Consider the following 17772-nt stretch of genomic DNA (forward strand, 5'->3'; position numbering starts at 1 on the left):
TTTGTTTGACGCCTTGCCTATTGCTATCCGCTGGCGTCCGATACCGTGACCCGAAGGGGCTGGCCCAGCCGTTCCTTACTGGCCTGCACGATTGCCTCACGCGCCCTGTCAGCCCATGACCGGGGCACGATCAAAGCGTCATGCATGGGCAGCGCAACGCCGCCTTGGTCCATAATCCAGCCCATTGCCCTGCGCATAATCTGGGCTTCCACGCAGGTTAGGAATTGCCCTACAGCTTTCGGGTGGTAGTCCTCCGGGACTGTTGCCATTATCTCGGCTGGCACAAGCCTGCTCAGGTCAGACAGGAACGGATACCGCCGTATAGCGGCCTTGTTTATAGCGGATGCGGCGATGCTATCCCGAATATCGGGCGGTGTGTTCTTGGGCCAACGGGCGCACGGTTTGCCAATTCCGAACGTGCCTACAAACCATTGTTTAACAGCGGCGCGGTGTGACGGTGCCACCCAAGGTAGGTCATACAGATCACCATCCGGCACTGTCCCGCCTGACAGGATCAGGGCAATGGAAAGGAAAGAGGCGGATATATCGACCTCGGCCATAGGTTCACCGTCTATCGTGATGAACTGCCTGTCCGCCTTGTGTAGACTGTTCTGGTAGTTATCCGCGCCCTTGGCATATATCCGTCCTCCGAAATCTAGAGAGCCGGTAAAGCTCATCTGGAATACCGGGGCGGCGCATCCTGCTATGCGATGGCGGCCCACAGCGGCGGATAGACGCGCCATAAAATCCGTAAGCGATTGAGGCACAGTGTCCTGTGGCAGGGCTTCGCCGGGAAACGGCTTGATGCTAACAGGCTGACAGTCCGATAAGACGGGCGCAGGATGCCGTAGAGGCCAGTCCGTAACGGCTGTTGTGCGATTGCACCCGCGCGACTCCGCAAGCTGCAAGAGGGTTGCTGAGGGCCTTATACGGGCTTCCTCGCCCTGCCAGTCTCCCCAACCGTTCTTCCAGCCTTTACCCGGCACATAGTCCAAGAAACCAAGCTCGATCATGGCGCGGGCTTTCTTCCAGAAGGCATTATGACCAATCGGTAGATCGCGGTCTTTACCCCAAAACCAGCGGCCAGAGCCTTCATGGACAGCCTGCCAATCCCCACGAAAGCCGCTGCGCATCAGCCCTGCAAGAATGATGCCGGTCTCCATTATGCGGCGCTCCTGGCCCTTATCACGGTCTCTTTTGGGCGCTGCTGTCGTCGGCTTTCCTGCCCGTGCAATCAGTGGGCGGAGGGCATCGGCCACTTCGGCTACGAGCTTTTCCGCTGCTTCTCCGTGCGGGCGGCGACCAAGGGATAGCGTGCGGGCTTCCTGCAATTCCTCAGTGTTGTGAGGATGTGATGGCGGTCGCTTCTGGAATGTATCCTGTGGCGCATCCATTATGGTCCGAAACCTTTCCACCTATCCTCCTAAGGTATCCTCTAGAAGATCGGAGAAGGAAAGAGGGAAAAATGGATAATCATCACCATCATTATCATCATCATCCAACCGGCATCATCCATCCATACTGTAGGTGCTGGGTGTGTTAGGTGGAGATGATCTACCATCATATGTAACGGATCAGGGCTGCACTCTGGATGTAAGGTGATGATGGAATAGATTTACCTGCTCGATCTTATTTCCATGCCGCGATATGCACATACCCAACGCAATCTCGATTAATGTCGATATACTTATTCACAATAAGCATGAAATGATGATGATGCTTATGCATGGCCTGCGTTCTGGTCGGGATCAAGACAACGCTTCACCGCCGCTGCGGTCCATGTCTCACGGCCACGGCTGGTCTTGATGCCCATGTCCATTAACTCGGTAGCAATGGCCCGCAGGGAAAGCCCTTTGGCGTGCAGGTCGGTGATGATCGGCCCTACATGCCCCTTGAACGCCGCAGCTTTCGCCTGAATGGCCGCTGTGCCCTTCGCATGGTCTGGCGCGGGGCCACCGCGCTTGCCACCGAGCACGACGCCACGGGCCTTTGCAGCGGCTAGGGCCACCTTGGTCCGTTCGGATATCATGCGGCGCTCCTTCTCGGCCATGGCGGCCCAGATATGAAGCATGAACGGGTCAGCATCCTTGCCAAGCTCGGCCACGATGAACGGGACACGTTCCACCATTAGGCCAGCGATGAACGCCACATCACGACTGAGCCGGTCGAGCTTCGCCACGATCACCGGGCATTGCATGACCTTAGCCTTGTCCAGCACATCGCGGAGTTGTGGCCGCTTTACCAGCGCATCGCTGCCCTTGCCGGTCTCGACCTCCGTGAACACTTCCACCACGCTGAAGCCTTCTGTCTGGGCAAAATGCTGTATGGCCGCAAGCTGCGCATCCATGCCCAGACCACTCTTGCCCTGTTTGGCCGTGCTCACCCGGACGTATGCGACTGCTTTCTGCATGGCGTTACATTCCTGTCGTCGTTCGTTGTCTGATTTGATACAGGCAGAACGGACGGATGGACCATATACAATCTGGAATCATGCCGATTCCGAAAACGCATGGCTGCGGAATGTGTGGTCTGGATACCTTTTCGGGACTCAAAACGGTCCACTAGACGGCCAGAAAGCCCGACCGGTCGCACTTCCAAAACCGGGGGATTAAGCCGTTGTTGTTGTTCAGCGCAACGCCGAGAGAAGTTACCCAGCGGAAATCCTACGGAGTTCGGCAAGGTGGTCCGAAACCTTTCCACTTATCCTCCTAATGGTCCCTTCCGAACTGCTCTCACTATAGGAGTGGCCTGGGTCCCTCCTATGGATACCTTCGCGGCCCAAATGGGCATTCTGTGGATAAGTCCAGTTTCTATAATGTTTTGAAAGGGTTACGTCAATAATGGGGAAATAGTGCTTGTAATAGAGACACACCCCTAATGTATATAAGGTATAGGGCTGGTGTGTAGGTCCCTGACTATCAGGACCATACCTCATTCATCCTCATTATAATGAGTAACCATATTCATAGGAGCATAGAGATATAAGGATGATGGTCATTGGCTATTGAGCCAACAGTCAACACCATTGCTGATCTTGTAGCAACCGATCCTGCTGATCCGCGAGGCCAAGACACCAGAGCGACGCATGAAGGCGATGCGTGAGCAGATCAGCAAACTGCCGGAAGATCAGCGCGAGGAGGCCCTGGTAAGCCTCAGCCCACTGACGGCCTATGGCTACAAAGGGACCAAGAAAACCAATGGTTGAAATCGTTGAAAAGCTCAATGGTATCATTGAGTTATCTGATAAAATCCGAAATAGGTTACGTAATAGAGAAGCGCCCCCGAAAGTAAAGAACAAGGGGCAAGGCCGCCTGTCACCGACCACATGCATATTGTCATATTCTGTGTGGCCGATGAGAGCGCGGTCGTGTCAACGCTCTACCCTGTAACGTGCAGCACCTTTCTGGCACCGATCACCGGGAGGATATTCTCCACTGCATCGAATCGGCGGCAGTGCTGGGCACTACGCTGCCAAAGCAGCCCACAACCTCCGTCACATGGACGCCCGCACAAGCCGCCTACATGGCTGCACTGGTCGAAACGCTGGCAATGCCTTGCTGGATGTGACCGAAAACATGGGGGATGCAGGCCTGTTTGGCCGCACAGACCCGAAATAACAGCCCTAGAAGATAAGCGGCCCAAGGGGAGTGGCTCAGGGAAATCCTGACCACTCCGCCCGGTTGACTTCATGCCAGCCAGACTATGCCCTGCGTCTGGTTGCCATGAGTTCAATCCTTCCACCCTAGACAGGTGGCCGATGGCTCATAACCACACGCCACAGAATAAGGAGACCACGATACCGTTGTTTATAGCTGACGGCCTGCTTTCATTGAGCGGGCTTCTGCCGATGCCTTTCTGTGGTGCCAACCATCTAAAGGACATTGAACAGAGACGGCTTTACCTCATACCCGGCTGACGAAAACAGCCACGACAAAAGCAACACTCCATCTGAAACACAGCAGGAAAGGAAACAGCGCCCAGAAGGCTTAACTCTCGCAGAAGCAATCAATTATCACACAGACAAAAAGACCGGCTACTGGACCGCGTCATGTGACAGTGATGGCTACCCGCACATTTGGTGGGAAGGGAAGCTCCGGGCTGTCCACCGTGCTCTAGCTACGCTTGCCGGATGGGATATTGTCGGCAAAGTTGTCATGCATATTGACGATAACCCGCTTCATGTTCGTCTTGAGAATCTTCGAGTCGGAACACAGGCCGAAAATATGGCTGATATGGCCGTGAAGGGCAGGGGCGTGGCAGGAAAAGCCAATCCTCGCATTACACCTGCGGAAGCGTCTGTCATTATTCGGCAATATGACGCGGGGGCGACAATCAGGCAAATAGCCAAAGACACATTCCGGAGCCGTGGCAGTATCCGTAATCTTATAAAGCGGCACCAGACCGCTACAGACGATCAGAATACCGCTCAGGCTGCGTTTGCTTTTTCCTGATGCGCTGATACCAGCCTGAAAAGACAGGCACGTTAGTAGCTAACTATTCAGGGCAACATCCTACGAGACTTTCTCATGGGTGTTGCCCTTTGTTTTGCTCATATCACCCAGCCCATGCCTAGAGCGCGAGGCGCACGGCTTCTGGCATTCCCATTTCCACCATGCCCAAAATGGCCCGCTCGTATGAGCTATGACCCAGCGCCCCAACATAGGTATTGTCTCCCAACGCCTGCGGGACATGGCCCACAAGACGATCCCGTATCAGTGGCGTGCAGGCATTCGCGCCTCTGGCCGCAGCCTCCGCAAAATAGGTCATGAACGTGCCTCGGAGGTTATGGAATGTATGCGGATCATCCTCACCCAGCACAGCCCGCCGGAACGTGGTAAAGCGTTTCGAGAACGTCCACGAGCGTTTCCGGTCGGGGCCACCGGGCGGCAATTCAGGGAACAGCGGGGCGTTAGCCTTCCCGTTCGGCTTAATCTGATCCAATCGGCGGGCAATGATAGGCTGCACCAGTGGATGCAAAGGGATACGCCGCTGGGAATTGAGCGTTTTGGCCACTTCGGAGGTAACACGTATCGCCCATAGGCCGCCCTCGGCTTCTGGCGGGATCACTCTATCCCGTGTCAGGCTGCATAATTCGTTCTGGCGTGCTCCGGTAAACAGGGCCAGGCGCAACAGGTCGTGGATGGCGGGGCCATACTTCCAGCGGCTTACGGTGTTCGGATCAGCCCGCAGAAGGCGAAGCATGTCCGCCTCCGCAAACGCTGTTTCCTTGTCGTCCTCTTGGTCTTCCTGCTCGGCCCGACGCTTTAGGCCCGTGGTGGCTCCCTGCCACGGATTTGTGCCCGATGCATAGCCTTTGCGTTCAGCCCATCCCCAGAACACGCTCAAGGGGCTGATACGACTCTGTATGGTCTTTGCCTTGAGCTTACGGACCTGTGCCAGCCACTCGGGAAACTCAGCAATGGTCCGCTTTGTCAGGGCTTCAATCGCCACCGTCCTTATATAAGCCTCACCGTCCTGGGCTGGCTGGCCCTCCCGTTCCAGCAGGAACTCACCCAGCAGGCGGAAGGACAGATGATGGCCCATGAGTGTCTGCCGCTTCACTGTGCGGTCAATGTCACGAAACCAGCGGTCAAGAAGGTCGCCCATGGGCGTAATCTCACCCAGCGCGACAGCCTTGAACCTGTCGATATACGGTCCTGCATTCTGCCCAGCTTCACGCAATGTCTCGGCCCGGTCGCTCAGGATGTTCAGCATGTCGCTAATCATCCGGTCCCGCTCACTGGTGCGCATGGTGGTCAGGCGAAGCGATCCATTCGGATTTTCGCGGTAGACTTCCTCAGTTTGATCCTCACGGGTGGATGCGCGGGCAATCTCCTGCCGTGCTTCCAGCGCCTCAGCGGTTGCGTTGTCTTCCTCAGCCCATGCAAAGGCCCATTCAGGTTTCCAGTCGCCATGCAGGGGAGGCAGGCCGATGGCTTGCAGCCGAGCGTCTATCTCAACGCGTATCTTTTCAATCGCTAAGGCACGGCGGCCCATCGCTTCGTTGCGGTCGGTCGTGTTCAGCGTCCTGACCACCTCCGCCTTGTGCCCGCTCTTGGCACCGAAAGCCTTTCCAACATCCTCACGGCGCTCACGCGGCACATGAAAGCGCACGCTCCATGTCTGGGCACCAGTGCGACGGAAGATGTTGTGCATGTCGTTCATACCCTACGATATGTAACGCTGCACATGTAACTACACCATACAGAACTGTAACGTCAGGTGTTGCTAAGTGACTGATTTTATAAGGGAAAATAGAGCATGGCGGAGAGAGTGGGATTCGAACCCACGGTACGCTATTAACGTACACACGCTTTCCAAGCGTGCGCCTTAAGCCGCTCGGCCATCTCTCCAGCCGGTACCGGACTGTATGCCATCCTGTTGGAATGGCGGGGTCCGATGCGTGCGGAACATATCACCAATTTTCATTGGCGCAAGTGGAAAACGCCATGTCCGCACGGCCTGCCACAATTATGATGTGACAGGCCGGGACGGGGGATTACTGGTCCATCTTCAGCGCGGCGAGGAAGGCGCTCTGCGGGATTTCGACCTTGCCAAACTGGCGCATGCGCTTTTTGCCTTCTTTCTGCTTCTCCAGCAGCTTGCGCTTGCGCGAGATGTCGCCGCCATAACATTTTGCCGTGACGTCCTTGGACATGGCGCCAATGGTTTCACGCGCAATGATCCGGCTGCCGATCGCGGCCTGTACCGCAATCTTGAACAGCTGGCGGGGGATCAGTTCCTTCAGCTTGGCGCAGATGGAACGCCCGCGCGTTTCAGCGGCCGAACGGTGGGCGATAAATGACAGGGCATCCACCGGCTCCTGATTGACCAGGATGGAAATGCGCACGAGATCGCTCTCCTCATACCCATCCATCTGGTAATCGAAGCTGGCATAACCACGCGTGACCGATTTCAGACGGTCGTAGAAGTCGAACACGACCTCGTTCAGCGGCAGGCGATAGACCGCCATGGCGCGGTTGCCGACATAGGTCAGGTCTTCCTGCACGCCGCGCCGTTCGCTGCACAGGGTCAGCACCGCACCAAGGTATTCGTCGGGCACCATGATGGTGGCCTTGATCCACGGTTCCTCGATCTTCTCGATCAGCGACAGGTCGGGCATGTCGGCGGGATTGTGCAGCTCCGCCGTCTCGCCATTGGTCAGCTGCATTTTATAGACGACCGAAGGGGCTGTCGCGATCAGGTCAAGGTCGAATTCGCGGCTGAGGCGTTCCTGGATGATCTCAAGGTGCAGAAGGCCAAGGAACCCGCAGCGGAAGCCGAAGCCAAGGGCGGCGGACGTCTCGGCCTCGTAGTGGAACGATGCGTCATTCAGCCGCAGCTTGGCCAGGCTGTCACGCAGCTTTTCAAAATCATCGGCCACGATGGGGTACATGCCGCACCACACCACGGGAATGGAGGGCTTGAAACCTGCCAGTGGTGCATCGGCGGGGCGACGGTCATCGGTAATGGTGTCGCCCACGTTGGTGTCGGCCACGGTCTTGATGGCGGCGTTGATGTAGCCGATTTCACCCGGGCCCAGTTCGTCCACGTTGGTCATGCGCGGGGCGAACACACCCACCTGATCCACCTGGTGGACCACGCCGGTGGACATCATGCGGATGCGCATGCCGCGCTTGAGCCGCCCTTCCTTCACGCGCACCAGCGTGATGACGCCCAGGTACGGGTCATACCAGCTATCAACCAGCAGCGCCTTGAGCGGGGCCCCGGCATCGCCGGTGGGCGGCGGCAGGCGCTTGACCAGCGCTTCCAGAACGGCCTCGATATTCAGGCCGGTCTTGGCCGAGACCTCGACGGCATCCTCGGCGTCAATGCCCACCACTTCCTCGATCTGTTCCTTCACGCGCGGGCAGTCGGCGGCAGGCAGGTCGACCTTGTTCAGGACCGGCACGATTTCATGATTGGCTTCGATGGCCTGATACACATTGGCCAGCGTCTGCGCTTCCACACCCTGTGACGCATCGACCACCAGCAGCGACCCCTCGCACGCGGCAAGCGACCGGCTGACCTCATACGCAAAGTCCACATGGCCCGGCGTGTCCATAAGGTTCAGGACATAGGTCTTGCCATCTTCGGCCGGGTAGGACAGGCGCACGGTCTGCGCCTTGATGGTGATGCCACGTTCACGTTCCAGATCCATGTTATCCAGAACCTGGTTGGTCATTTCCCGCTGTGTCAGCGCGCCGCAGGCCTGGATCAGGCGGTCGGCCAGGGTGGATTTCCCATGGTCGATATGCGCGATGATCGAGAAATTGCGGATCAGGGAGAGGGGCGTGTCGGTCATGGCCGAGACATAGTGTAAATCGGGAAGAAAGTCAGCCGCTACCTGTCACGATAACACGGAAAATATCACCTTCCGCATGTAATGTTACATGCAGGCCATCGTGATGCGGTGGATGCGGGTCGCGCCATCAAGGATGATTTCCTCCCCCTCGATCGCGGCCAGTCCCTTTATGCGCACCAGTTCATGCAGCGGGGCGGTCACGGGCGCGTCGTGCCAGCGTTCGGCCACCAGCCCGCAGCATGACGTGCCCTGCGGGGTATGAAGCAGGACACGGTCATTGACCCGGATCGCGGCGGTAGGGGAAATGACCAGCGTGCCGCCCTTGCGAAAGATCGGTTCCATGGTGTCGCAATCCACATGCACGGCATAGGAATGGTGGTCGGCCATGCCGTGGAATTCCCATTTTTCCCACCGTTCTCCATCCGGCAGCCCGGTTTCGTCAAACAGTTCGGGGTGGGCAAGCTGCGAGAAGGGGGCGATCTTGAGGTGGGAATGATGGGCCTTGCTCGACACTTCGGGGTCATGGTGACCTGAGAGCAGGCGACTGAACCCTTCAAACGAAATGCCGGTGGCCGACAGCGTGCGCGCCAGACTTTCCGTGCCGGGCCAGCGGGGACGGCCCGATGGCGTGATCCGTTTGGAGGGATTGAAGGTCGTGCTGTCCAGTCCCGCCGCCCGCGCGAGGCCGGAAGGGGTCAGCCCCCGTTCGGCGGCCAGCCGGTCGATGGCGCGCCAGATATCGTCATGGCTGATCATGTGGGTAATTTCAGTATTTCGGTCCGGTGGCGCGCATGGCCCGCCCCGGTCAGGGTGAAGCGGTCATTCCCTGCGCTGCACGCCAGCCCCATATGGCTGAGCCGCTTCAGGCAGGGCGCATCGGGCACGTTGGCCGGGCGGCCGGCATGGCCGCTCAGTTTCAGGCGGTGCAGGGCCGAACGGCAGCATGTTTCAAGATAAGGTTCATTCCACATGGGACAGGGACCGCCAAGGAACAGGTATGCGCACCGCCACCTTTTCACGACGGACCATGACCGGGGGTTCAGGCATGGGCGCGTGCGCTTGTCCGTGTCACATAGTGGCATTATTACGGCATGTCCACCATGCGTGGCGGCCTTGCCTGCGCCAGTACGAAGGGTGACATGTGTTCCATGCGCTAGGCATTGGCGAATTGATTACTATATTCAGGTATGAAGCTGGTACACTGTCATATTCCTGACCAAGATATGGTCTATGACTTTTGTAAAGTTCATGTAGAAAACAATTGTTCCAAGGTTCTGGTGATGAAATTCCATAAATATCTTCTTGCCCTGTCCCTGGCTGGTGCAACTGTCGGGGGATCTGTGGGGGCCATGGCGTCTGATTGCGACAATGGCCAGGATACCCCCAAGTGGGACCTGCTGGGCCGTGCGGCGCAGGCGGGTAACTGCGCCGATAGCCGCCTGCGGGACCGTCAGCAGAACCTCAAGCAGGATTACGACAACAGGGTGAACAGCCTGCATGACAACACGGTTGGCCGCTGGGATAACGCCCGTGATGCCGAAAAGCAGAAGCTGGAGGATGCGCGCAGCCGCGTTGACGACAAGATCCAGAATGGCCGCGACCGTCTGGATGCGATTCGCAATGCTCCGAAAAACCGTCTGGACAACCTGCGCGACGCTGGCAGCGCGGAACGCCAGCGCTGGGATGATCTGAAAAGCCAGACCAATTCCAGTGTCAATAGTTTTCTGGGCGGTGGAAATAATAATTAAATTATTGAAAAATATGGTTTAATCGGCAAAGTCCATGTCGACCGGCCAGATTTTTTCAGGGTCCGTTCCCATAAAGGGACGGACCTTTTTTGTCAGGGGGAGGTGCTGATGCGCAAATGGAAGGCGTGTCTCTTCCGCACCGTGACATCAAGCCGTGGGGCAACCTCGACAAGGTAGAGGTCATCGTGCGGTACGGTCCATGACTGCATGGTTCCGGCATGGTCCGGATGGGGGTCGATCACCCGCATTTCCAGCCCGTTGTCGGGTGTATCCAGCCGCGCCGTCACCCGCTCTCCCTGTTGCAGGCCGATGCGATAGACGCATGTTCCCCCCGGTTCCAGCATGCCCTGCCAGTCCAGCCGCCCGCCCGGTGACAGGTCCTGTGGCCTGTTACACAGCGGCGGGACGGTATCAAGGTTTTCAATCAGGGTTCGCACATCGGCGGGCTTGGTCAGCGCGACAGGCCCGGTTGTGTAAAGTGCCAGCGTGCCGGGGTTCAGGATACCAACCGTCATGTTGCGTCCCGCCCGGTCAACCAGCAGCCAGGCTATGCTGCTGCCGCCTTCATGCCGCCGGTTCCCCGTGATGAACAGGGTATCGCCCGCGGCCTCCAACGGGCCGGCGACTTCCATGTTCTGTATGAAGCTGCCGTACCGTGCCCCCAGTTCCTGTTTCACGATGGTGGCCAGCGGCCCTTTTTCAAACAGGTGGGTATCCGGTGCGTAATGTCCGGTGGCGGCAGCCAGTTCGTGGCCCAATGCGGTATCGGAATCCGCATGGGCCGGGACTGCGGTCAGCAGCGCCAGAAGACTGAACAGGCACAGGCTGGCATGGCGGGAGTTGAGCACGGCAGGCCCCTTCCTGTCAGGGTCATGAAAACAGACATGCCCGGCTGGACCGGGCATGAAGGAAACACAGCGTATCTGGGCAGGGGCGTGCCGCGTTTACGAACGCGGACGCTTGCGTGAGGACGCGCCACCGCGCGGCGGCCCGCCAAACCCGCCACCGGGGCGGCCACCACCGGGCTTGCGCCCGAACGGACGCCCGCCACGCGGCGGCGGCCCACTGCGGCGCGCGCCACCGCCAGCCGGTGCGCTGGCGGGTGTGATCTGCACTTCGTCATTCTCGATCGCGGCAATGCACGAACGGAATTTCTCGGTCGAATCCGGGGTGATCTCGAACAGGGTCTGGTTATCGTTGATGCGGATCGCACCGATATCCGCCTTGCGCACGCCGCCAAGGCGACAGATCAGCGGGATCAGCCACTTGGGATCAGCCTTTTCCTGCCGGCCCACATTCATGGCGAACCATGCGCCCGGTTCGGCGCTGGCGTAGCTGTCACGGGTGGGACGGGGACCGTCACGCTCACTACGCTCACGCGGGGGGCGCGGGGCATCGGGCGTGATGTGGCGCACGTTTTCCGGCGCGGGCAGGCGGGCGCGGTACATCTGCAGCAGGGCGGCGGCAAGCTGTTCACTGGTGCGGCCTTCAACCAACTGGCCAACCAGTTCCTTGTCCGCTTCGGCCACGTCCTCGTTCAGGGCGGGATCGGCCAGCAGGCGCTTGGCATCATTGGCGCGGATATCGGCCGCCGTCGGCACGCCGGACCATGTGGCCGTGATCTTGGCCCCCTGCATCAGGCGTTCGGCACGGCGGCGCTGCGACATGGGCACCATCAGCACGCACACGCCCTTGCGCCCCGCGCGGCCCGTACGGCCCGAACGGTGCAGCAGAGTGGCCGGATCGGTCGGCAGGGTCGCGTGGATCACTAGCGCCAGTGCCGGGATGTCGATGCCACGGGCGGCCACGTCGGTTGCGACACACACATTGGCCTGGCCCTTGCGCAGGCTGTCGATGGCGCGTGTCCGTTCGTTCTGGCCCAGTTCACCCGACAGGGCGACAGAGGAGAAGCCGCGTTCGACCAGTGCCGCCTGCATGTGGCGCACCATTTCACGCGTGGCGCAGAACACCATGGTGGTCTGGCTGTCGGTATAGCGCAGCACGTTGACCACGGCGGGGATCAGTTCGCGCGCATCGGCCACGATGGCGCGGTATTCGATATCGGCGTGCTGCTTGGCGCCCGACAGGGTATCGATGCGCACGGCGTCGTTCTGGTAACGGCGTGCAAGCGACGCGATTTCCTTGGCGATGGTGGCCGAGAACAGCAGCGTGCGCCGTGTCTTGGGCATGGCGTCAAGAAGCTGCTCAAGTTCGTCACGGAAGCCGAGGTCAAGCATCTCGTCCGCTTCATCCAGCACGACCACGCGCAGCTGGGACATGTCCAGACGTCCACGCGACTGGTGATCGCACAGCCGTCCCGGCGTGCCGACTACGATATGCGCGCCCATCTGCAGCGCACGCGCTTCACGCCGCGCGTCCATGCCGCCAATGCACGATACGATGCGCCCGCCCGCGGGCGCATACAGCCACGTCAGTTCACGCGTGACCTGCATGGCCAGTTCGCGTGTCGGCGCGATGATGACGGCCAGCGGCGGACCCGCCGGGCCAAAACGTTCGGCCCCACCCAGCAGGGTATCGGCCATGGCCAGCCCGAAGGCGACGGTCTTGCCCGACCCGGTCTGGGCGGAAACAAGCAGGTCGCGCCCTTCGGCGGCGACATCCAGCACGGCTGTCTGGACGGGGGTGGGGTTATCGTACCCACGCTCGTCCAGCGCGCGTTGCAGGGCGGGGTGGGTTTCGGGAAACGGCATGTATCGGGCAATCCGGACAAAAACATGAAGAACATGGGCGACGCAGGAAGGAAACTGGCCGCCGGCCCGTGTTCATGCGTCAGGGAGAAGGCCGGTGCATAAAGAATGATTGCCCCAAAAGCCAGAATTAATAATGGCCGGGACATTTTTGCAGCGGTCGTGATTACCCTTCCGGTGGGGATCGGGGGCATTTTCCACCTGCATGGAGGGCCGTGCCCTTTCGGCGGTTGCCGTAAGGCGGGTCAGGACATGCAGGCAGTCATGGCATCAGTAGCATACGCACCTGTGGTTGTCATCCCCACCCTGGGCCAGGCATGGTCAGGGCACCAGGACTGCGGCCCCTTCAAAGCGGCCATGGCGCAGGTCATCCAGCGCCCTGTTCGCCTCTTTCAGCGGGTACGGGGTGGTCGTGGTGCGTATGCCCACGCGGGGCACCAGTTCAAGGAAGTCGATGCCGTCCTGCCTTGTGAGGTTCGCGACCGAGACGATCTGGCGTTCCTCCCACAGCAGGTCATAGGAAAAGGCCGGGATTTCACTCATGTGGATGCCCGCGCAGACCACGCGCCCCGCCTTGTGCACGGCTTTCAGCGCCGCGGGCACCAGCGCGCCCACGGGGGCGAAGATGATGGTGGCGTCCAGCTGTTCGGGCGGCGCTTCATCCGACCCGCCAGCCCAGACGCAGCCCAGCGAGCGGGCGAAGTCCTGCGTTTTCGTGTCTCCGGGACGGGTGAAGGCATAGACCGACCGTCCCTGCCACACCGCCACCTGGGCTATGATGTGGGCCGCCGCCCCGAAACCGTACAGCCCGATGCTGCGCGCCTCCTTGCCCGCCATGACCAGCGACCGCCAGCCGATCAGCCCCGCGCACAGCAGCGGGGCAGTCGCCACGTCGTCATCGCCATCAGGCAGGGGAAAGGTGAAATGCGCATCCGCCACCGCCATGGTGGCATAGCCGCCATCGCGCGTGTAGCCGGTGAACAGCGGGTGGTCACACAGGTTTTCGTGGTCCGTTTCGCAGTAATGGCAGCAGCCGCAGGTATGGCCCAGCCACGGAATGCCCACGCGCTGGCCCATGTGCAGCCCTTCCACATTCGGGCCGATCGCGTCGATCCGGCCCACGATTTCGTGTCCCGGCGTCAGCGGATGGCCGGGAAAGGGCAGGTCGGCATCCACCACATGCAGGTCGGTGCGGCATACGCCACAGGCCCCCACCTTGACGCGGATCTGCCCCGGTCCCGGCGTGGGATCGGGCAGTTCGGTCCATTGCAGGGGGGTATGGGGGGCAAGCAGTCGCATTGCGTACATGGGGTCCGCTCCTTGGCTGTCAGGCTGCGGCCTGCGGGCCGCCAGTCATCATGCTACGCTACCATGCCCGGGCGCCCGCACGGCATGACATGTATCATCATGCCGATCACGACCCGGCGCGGTAGGGGGTCATGGCGTCCAGCGCGGGCAGTTCCGCCATGATGGCGGCGCGTTCATGATGCAGGAACTCCGCCACGGCCTCACGCAGGCCGGGATGGCTGATCCAGTGGACGGAATGGGTCAGGCAGGGGCGATAGCCGCGTTGCAGCTTGTGTTCGCCCTGCGCGCCCGCCTCCACCCGTTTCAGCCCGTGGGCAATGGCGAAGTCGATGGCGCGGTAATAGCACAGCTCGAAATGCAGGAAGGGCCAGTCCCCCTCCAGCCGTCCCCAGTTGCGGCCATACAGCGTATCGCGCCCCATGAGGTTGAGCGCGCCCGCCACCGGCACGCCGTCGCGTTTTGCAACCATAAGCACCACCCGATCCCCCAGCCGTTGTGACAGCAACGGGAAAAAACCGGGCTGCAGATAGGCGCTGCCCCATTTGCGGTCCACGGTGGATAGGTAGAACTGATGGAAATCATGCCACAGCGCGTCGGTGATCTCGCTGCCGCGATAGGTATGGAAGGTCAGGCCGCAGGCATTGGCGTCACGCCGTTCGCGGCGGATGGCCTTGCGCTTGCGTGAGGCGAGGGTGTCCAGAAAATCATCGAAACTGGTGTAATCGCAGTTGTCCCAATGGTACTGCACCCCAAGGCGCTGCAGCCAGCCGGTCTGCCCCAGCAGGTCATATTCATGCTGCGTGCAGAACGTGACATGGACCGATGACAGGTCCAGTTCCCCACAGGCCTGCCGCAGCGCGCGGCCTGCAAGCTGGCGCAGCACATCGGCATCCGGCGCGTCCCGGTGCACCAGCAGGCGCGGCCCCGGCACGGGGGAGAACGGGACCGCCACCTGCAATTTGGGATAGTACTGCCCGCCCGCCTGCATGAAGGCCTGCGCCCATTGCTGGTCAAACACGTATTCACCGTAGGAATGGCCCTTGGCATACAGGGGGGCCGCCGCCAGCAGGCGGCCGGTGTCATCGCGCAGGGCAAGGTGCTGGGGCATCCAGCCGGTCTGTGGCCCGGTGGACCCGCTATCCTCCAGCGCGGACAGGAAGGCATGGCTGACAAACGGGTTGTCATCACCCGCGCAGTCATCCCATTCATGGGGCGGGATTTCGGCAATCCTGCGGTGCAGGATCATGGTGGTGCCGGTCATGACGGGCGCGCCAGTGGGAAAACCGCGTGGGGCGTTGGGGTCATGACAGGCTCCCTTTTTCTGTGGTGGGGCTTTGCCTCAGCCTATTTCGAACAGGCCTTCCACTTCAACCGCCGAATCGAGTGGCAGCGACGGCACGCCCACGGTGGAGCGCGCATGACGGCCCGCGTCACCAAATACCGCCACCGCCAGGTCGGATGCGCCATTCATGACGGCGGCATGCTGCGTGAAGTCCGGCGTGCAGGCAATGAAGCCGCCCAGACGGACAACGCGCTTCACGCGCGACAGGTCGCCAATCGCGGCCTTCACCTGCGCGATCACGTTGACCATGCTGTAGCGTGCGGCCTCGACCGCCAGTTCCACGGCAACGCTGTCACCCAGCTTGCCCGTGGTCAGCAGCTTGCCATCGACCAGCGGCAGCTGTCCCGATACCACCAGCGAGGAGCCGCTGATGACGGCCGCGACGTAATTCGCCACCGGCGCGGCCGGGGTGGGCAGGACAATGCCAAGCTGCTTGAGACGCTGTTCGGGAGTGGTGTCGGGCATCGGGTCATCCTCTGTCATCAGGGGCGGGAAAGCAGGGCTGTCGCGTTATCCGACCAGCCGCAGCTTGCGCCGCCGGGGGGGGGTGTCATCGCCATCGTCATTGCCGGATTCCGGCAGGTCCAGCGGCAGCATGGGGGCGGGGCTGTCCGCCATCATGTCCTCATGCGGGGCGTCGGGCAGCCTGCGGCCCAGATAGGCGTCGGACAGCGCCCGGAAGGCATAGTCCAGCATGGATGTCGCGTATGATGCAACCGGGTCGCCCTCCACCGTGCCGGCAGGGCCGAAATGGGTGTAGGCAAATGCCTCGACATAGCTTTCCAGCGGTGCGCCGTACTGCAGGCCGATGCTGACTGCCTGTCCCAGCGTATCCATAAGGCCGCGTACCATCGGGCTTTCGCGCGTGGGCGTCAGGCTGATTTCGCCCAGTGACCCGTCGGCATATTCCCCCGTGCGCAGGAACAGGCGGTGGCCGCCCACGCTGGCCTTCTGGGTAAAGCCGCCATGGCGCGCGGGCAGGGGACGGCGTGCGCCGCGTTCCAGCCCCGCGCGGGTGGCCAGCGTGTCGCGCGTGGCGTCGGGACGGGCGGGCACGCGATCCACGAAGCCGCTCAGCGCGCGATGCATGGCCTGATGGGATGCAGCGCCCGGCAGCGGCAGCACGGTGTCCCCCGCCAGTGTCGCGGCAAAGGCCGCTTCCAGCGTCAGCCCCCGGCATGCAAGGCGCGCCAGCGTGCTGGTGGCCAGCCGCCCGTCGGCGCGCAACGGGGAAAAGACCGGGGCCAGCCCGCATGATTCCACCCCCAGCAATGCATCGATCGGGCCGGGCGTGGAAAATCCGGTTTCGACGCGGGCGGCGGGGTGATCAGTCTCGACCGCGGCTTCCTGCCATACCGCACGCGCGATCTGGCTGACACCGGGCAGGATGCTGCGCACGGGCGGCAGGGGCATGGCGTCCGCCCCCTCGCCGGAATGGGCGACAAGGGTGGCCAGCGCCACGATACTGCATGCCGCGTCGCGCCCGGCCTCGCTGTCATAATCCAGTCCCAGCCCCGCAAGGCAGGCATCGAGGTTGGTCAGCAGGATGGCGCCCGCCATGGGTGGACGTTCGCGGGGTTCGACCGCGGCGGGGGCAGGGACGGCCCGCAGGTGTGGCATGGCCTGCCCTGCTGGGTCGGGCAGCGGCAGTTCGCCATTGCGCATATGCATCTTCTGCCGTGCCACCGCGCGCAGTACGCGGGCCAGCAGGCGCAGGGCCGCGACAAAATCGGTGGCCATGAAACCGTTATCAGCTTCGACAAAGGCCGCAAGGTTGACCACGAAGGCGGGCCTGCGGTCATGGTGGCCATGCCACAGGCTTTCCGCAGGGGCCGCCTGCCGCATAAGCAGCAGGCACGACAGCGTGCGCGCGATGGGGCGGACCGTGGGGCCGGCCACCTCGCCCGTACACAGGTCGTCTATCCATCGCGCCGCCTCGACCGGCAGGCTGGCGGGACCATGGCCGGGCGTCAGCTGGGCCAGGGCCTCGGCTGCCGTGTCATCCCAGTCGGCGGGCAGGGTAACGGAACGTGGCGCGTCGTCGGGATCCGCTGCGGCCTCTACGGTCCGCATGCGCACGCCGTTCCAGTGGCTTCGTGCTGTCATGCCTTCCGTTTTACCGGCACGGGCAGGGCGGGCGGAACCCGTCTGGACCGGAGTCGCAACTATACATTCCACTGGATACCGTGGATATGGGGGATAAGTACGCACGCTCCCGAACCGGGTGCGGATCGTGCCGCGCATGCGGCGTGCGGCGGCGGTCGAGTCCCGTCACCGGCTGGTGTTGTCCCCGCCCGGAAGGTCCGGAAGGCCGGTACGCGCGCGGGCGCGATAAAGTGCCGCCGCCATGCCCGCCCACCC

The 17772-nt window shown here is 61.4% G+C and carries 14 protein-coding genes and 1 tRNA gene; 2 read left to right on the forward strand and 13 right to left on the reverse strand.

The genetic code is table 11. From position 1 onward, the window contains the following. Positions 1-23: 23 nt before the first annotated feature. Both F1542_RS12925 and F1542_RS12930 read right to left on the reverse strand, forming a co-directional pair. Positions 24-1163 (reverse strand): hypothetical protein, encoded by a 1140-nt coding sequence (locus tag F1542_RS12925; protein ID WP_193733387.1) that lies wholly within the window; start codon positions 1161-1163, stop codon positions 24-26. 557 nt (positions 1164-1720) lie between these two features. Continuing rightward, entirely contained in the window at positions 1721-2410 is a 690-nt protein-coding gene (locus tag F1542_RS12930) for a recombinase family protein (RefSeq protein WP_193733388.1), read from the reverse strand. A 1471-nt stretch (positions 2411-3881) separates the two neighbouring features. On the opposite strand from F1542_RS12930, the gene F1542_RS12935 reads away from it, so the two are divergent. Next, a complete protein-coding gene (locus tag F1542_RS12935) occupies positions 3882-4451 on the forward strand; it encodes an HNH endonuclease (protein ID WP_193733389.1) in 570 nt (189 codons plus the stop codon). A gap of 118 nt (positions 4452-4569) precedes the next feature. Here the strand turns inward: F1542_RS12935 and F1542_RS12940 are convergent, their stop codons facing one another. The 5 genes from F1542_RS12940 to F1542_RS12960 all read right to left on the reverse strand — a co-directional run bounded on the left by F1542_RS12940 (position 4570) and on the right by F1542_RS12960 (position 9276). Then, complete coding sequence (locus F1542_RS12940) at positions 4570-6156, reverse strand: hypothetical protein (RefSeq protein WP_227672724.1); 1587 nt, start codon at positions 6154-6156, stop codon at positions 4570-4572. 106 nt (positions 6157-6262) lie between these two features. Continuing rightward, positions 6263-6353 (reverse strand) — tRNA-Ser (locus F1542_RS12945). A gap of 146 nt (positions 6354-6499) precedes the next feature. Further along, positions 6500-8305: a translation elongation factor 4 gene (gene lepA / locus F1542_RS12950; protein ID WP_193733391.1), complete on the reverse strand. Its 1806-nt coding sequence runs from the start codon at positions 8303-8305 to the stop codon at positions 6500-6502. Between the two features lie 84 nt (positions 8306-8389). Continuing rightward, positions 8390-9061, reverse strand: a complete 672-nt coding sequence (locus F1542_RS12955; RefSeq protein WP_193733392.1) for a helix-turn-helix transcriptional regulator — start codon at positions 9059-9061, stop codon at positions 8390-8392. Continuing rightward, entirely contained in the window at positions 9058-9276 is a 219-nt protein-coding gene (locus tag F1542_RS12960; protein WP_193733393.1) for a hypothetical protein, read from the reverse strand. Before F1542_RS12960 ends, F1542_RS12955 begins: the two co-directional genes overlap by 4 nt. 309 nt (positions 9277-9585) lie before the next feature. Between F1542_RS12960 and F1542_RS12965 the strand changes: the two genes are divergently transcribed. Continuing rightward, a complete protein-coding gene (locus tag F1542_RS12965) occupies positions 9586-10053 on the forward strand; it encodes a hypothetical protein (protein WP_193733394.1) in 468 nt (155 codons plus the stop codon). Positions 10054-10145: 92 nt separating this feature from the next. On the opposite strand, the gene F1542_RS12970 is transcribed toward F1542_RS12965, so the two are convergent. The 6 genes from F1542_RS12970 to F1542_RS12995 all read right to left on the reverse strand — a co-directional run bounded on the left by F1542_RS12970 (position 10146) and on the right by F1542_RS12995 (position 17517). Further along, positions 10146-10901, reverse strand: a complete 756-nt coding sequence (locus F1542_RS12970) for a hypothetical protein (RefSeq protein WP_193733395.1) — start codon at positions 10899-10901, stop codon at positions 10146-10148. A 96-nt stretch (positions 10902-10997) separates the two neighbouring features. Then, entirely contained in the window at positions 10998-12764 is a 1767-nt protein-coding gene (locus F1542_RS12975) for a DEAD/DEAH box helicase (protein WP_193733396.1), read from the reverse strand. Between the two features lie 318 nt (positions 12765-13082). Next, a complete protein-coding gene (locus tag F1542_RS12980) occupies positions 13083-14069 on the reverse strand; it encodes a zinc-dependent alcohol dehydrogenase family protein (protein ID WP_193733397.1) in 987 nt (328 codons plus the stop codon). A gap of 106 nt (positions 14070-14175) precedes the next feature. Beyond that, on the reverse strand, positions 14176-15330 hold the full coding sequence (locus F1542_RS12985; protein ID WP_193733398.1) for a GNAT family N-acetyltransferase: 1155 nt from the start codon (positions 15328-15330) through the stop codon (positions 14176-14178). 78 nt (positions 15331-15408) lie between these two features. Further along, a complete protein-coding gene (locus tag F1542_RS12990; RefSeq protein WP_019086492.1) occupies positions 15409-15876 on the reverse strand; it encodes a RidA family protein in 468 nt (155 codons plus the stop codon). A 45-nt stretch (positions 15877-15921) separates the two neighbouring features. Continuing rightward, on the reverse strand, positions 15922-17517 hold the full coding sequence (locus tag F1542_RS12995; protein WP_227672726.1) for a vitamin B12-dependent ribonucleotide reductase: 1596 nt from the start codon (positions 17515-17517) through the stop codon (positions 15922-15924). Positions 17518-17772 lie beyond the last annotated feature (255 nt).

This window comes from Komagataeibacter sp. FXV3, from assembly GCF_015155755.1.
Lineage (GTDB): Bacteria > Pseudomonadota > Alphaproteobacteria > Acetobacterales > Acetobacteraceae > Komagataeibacter.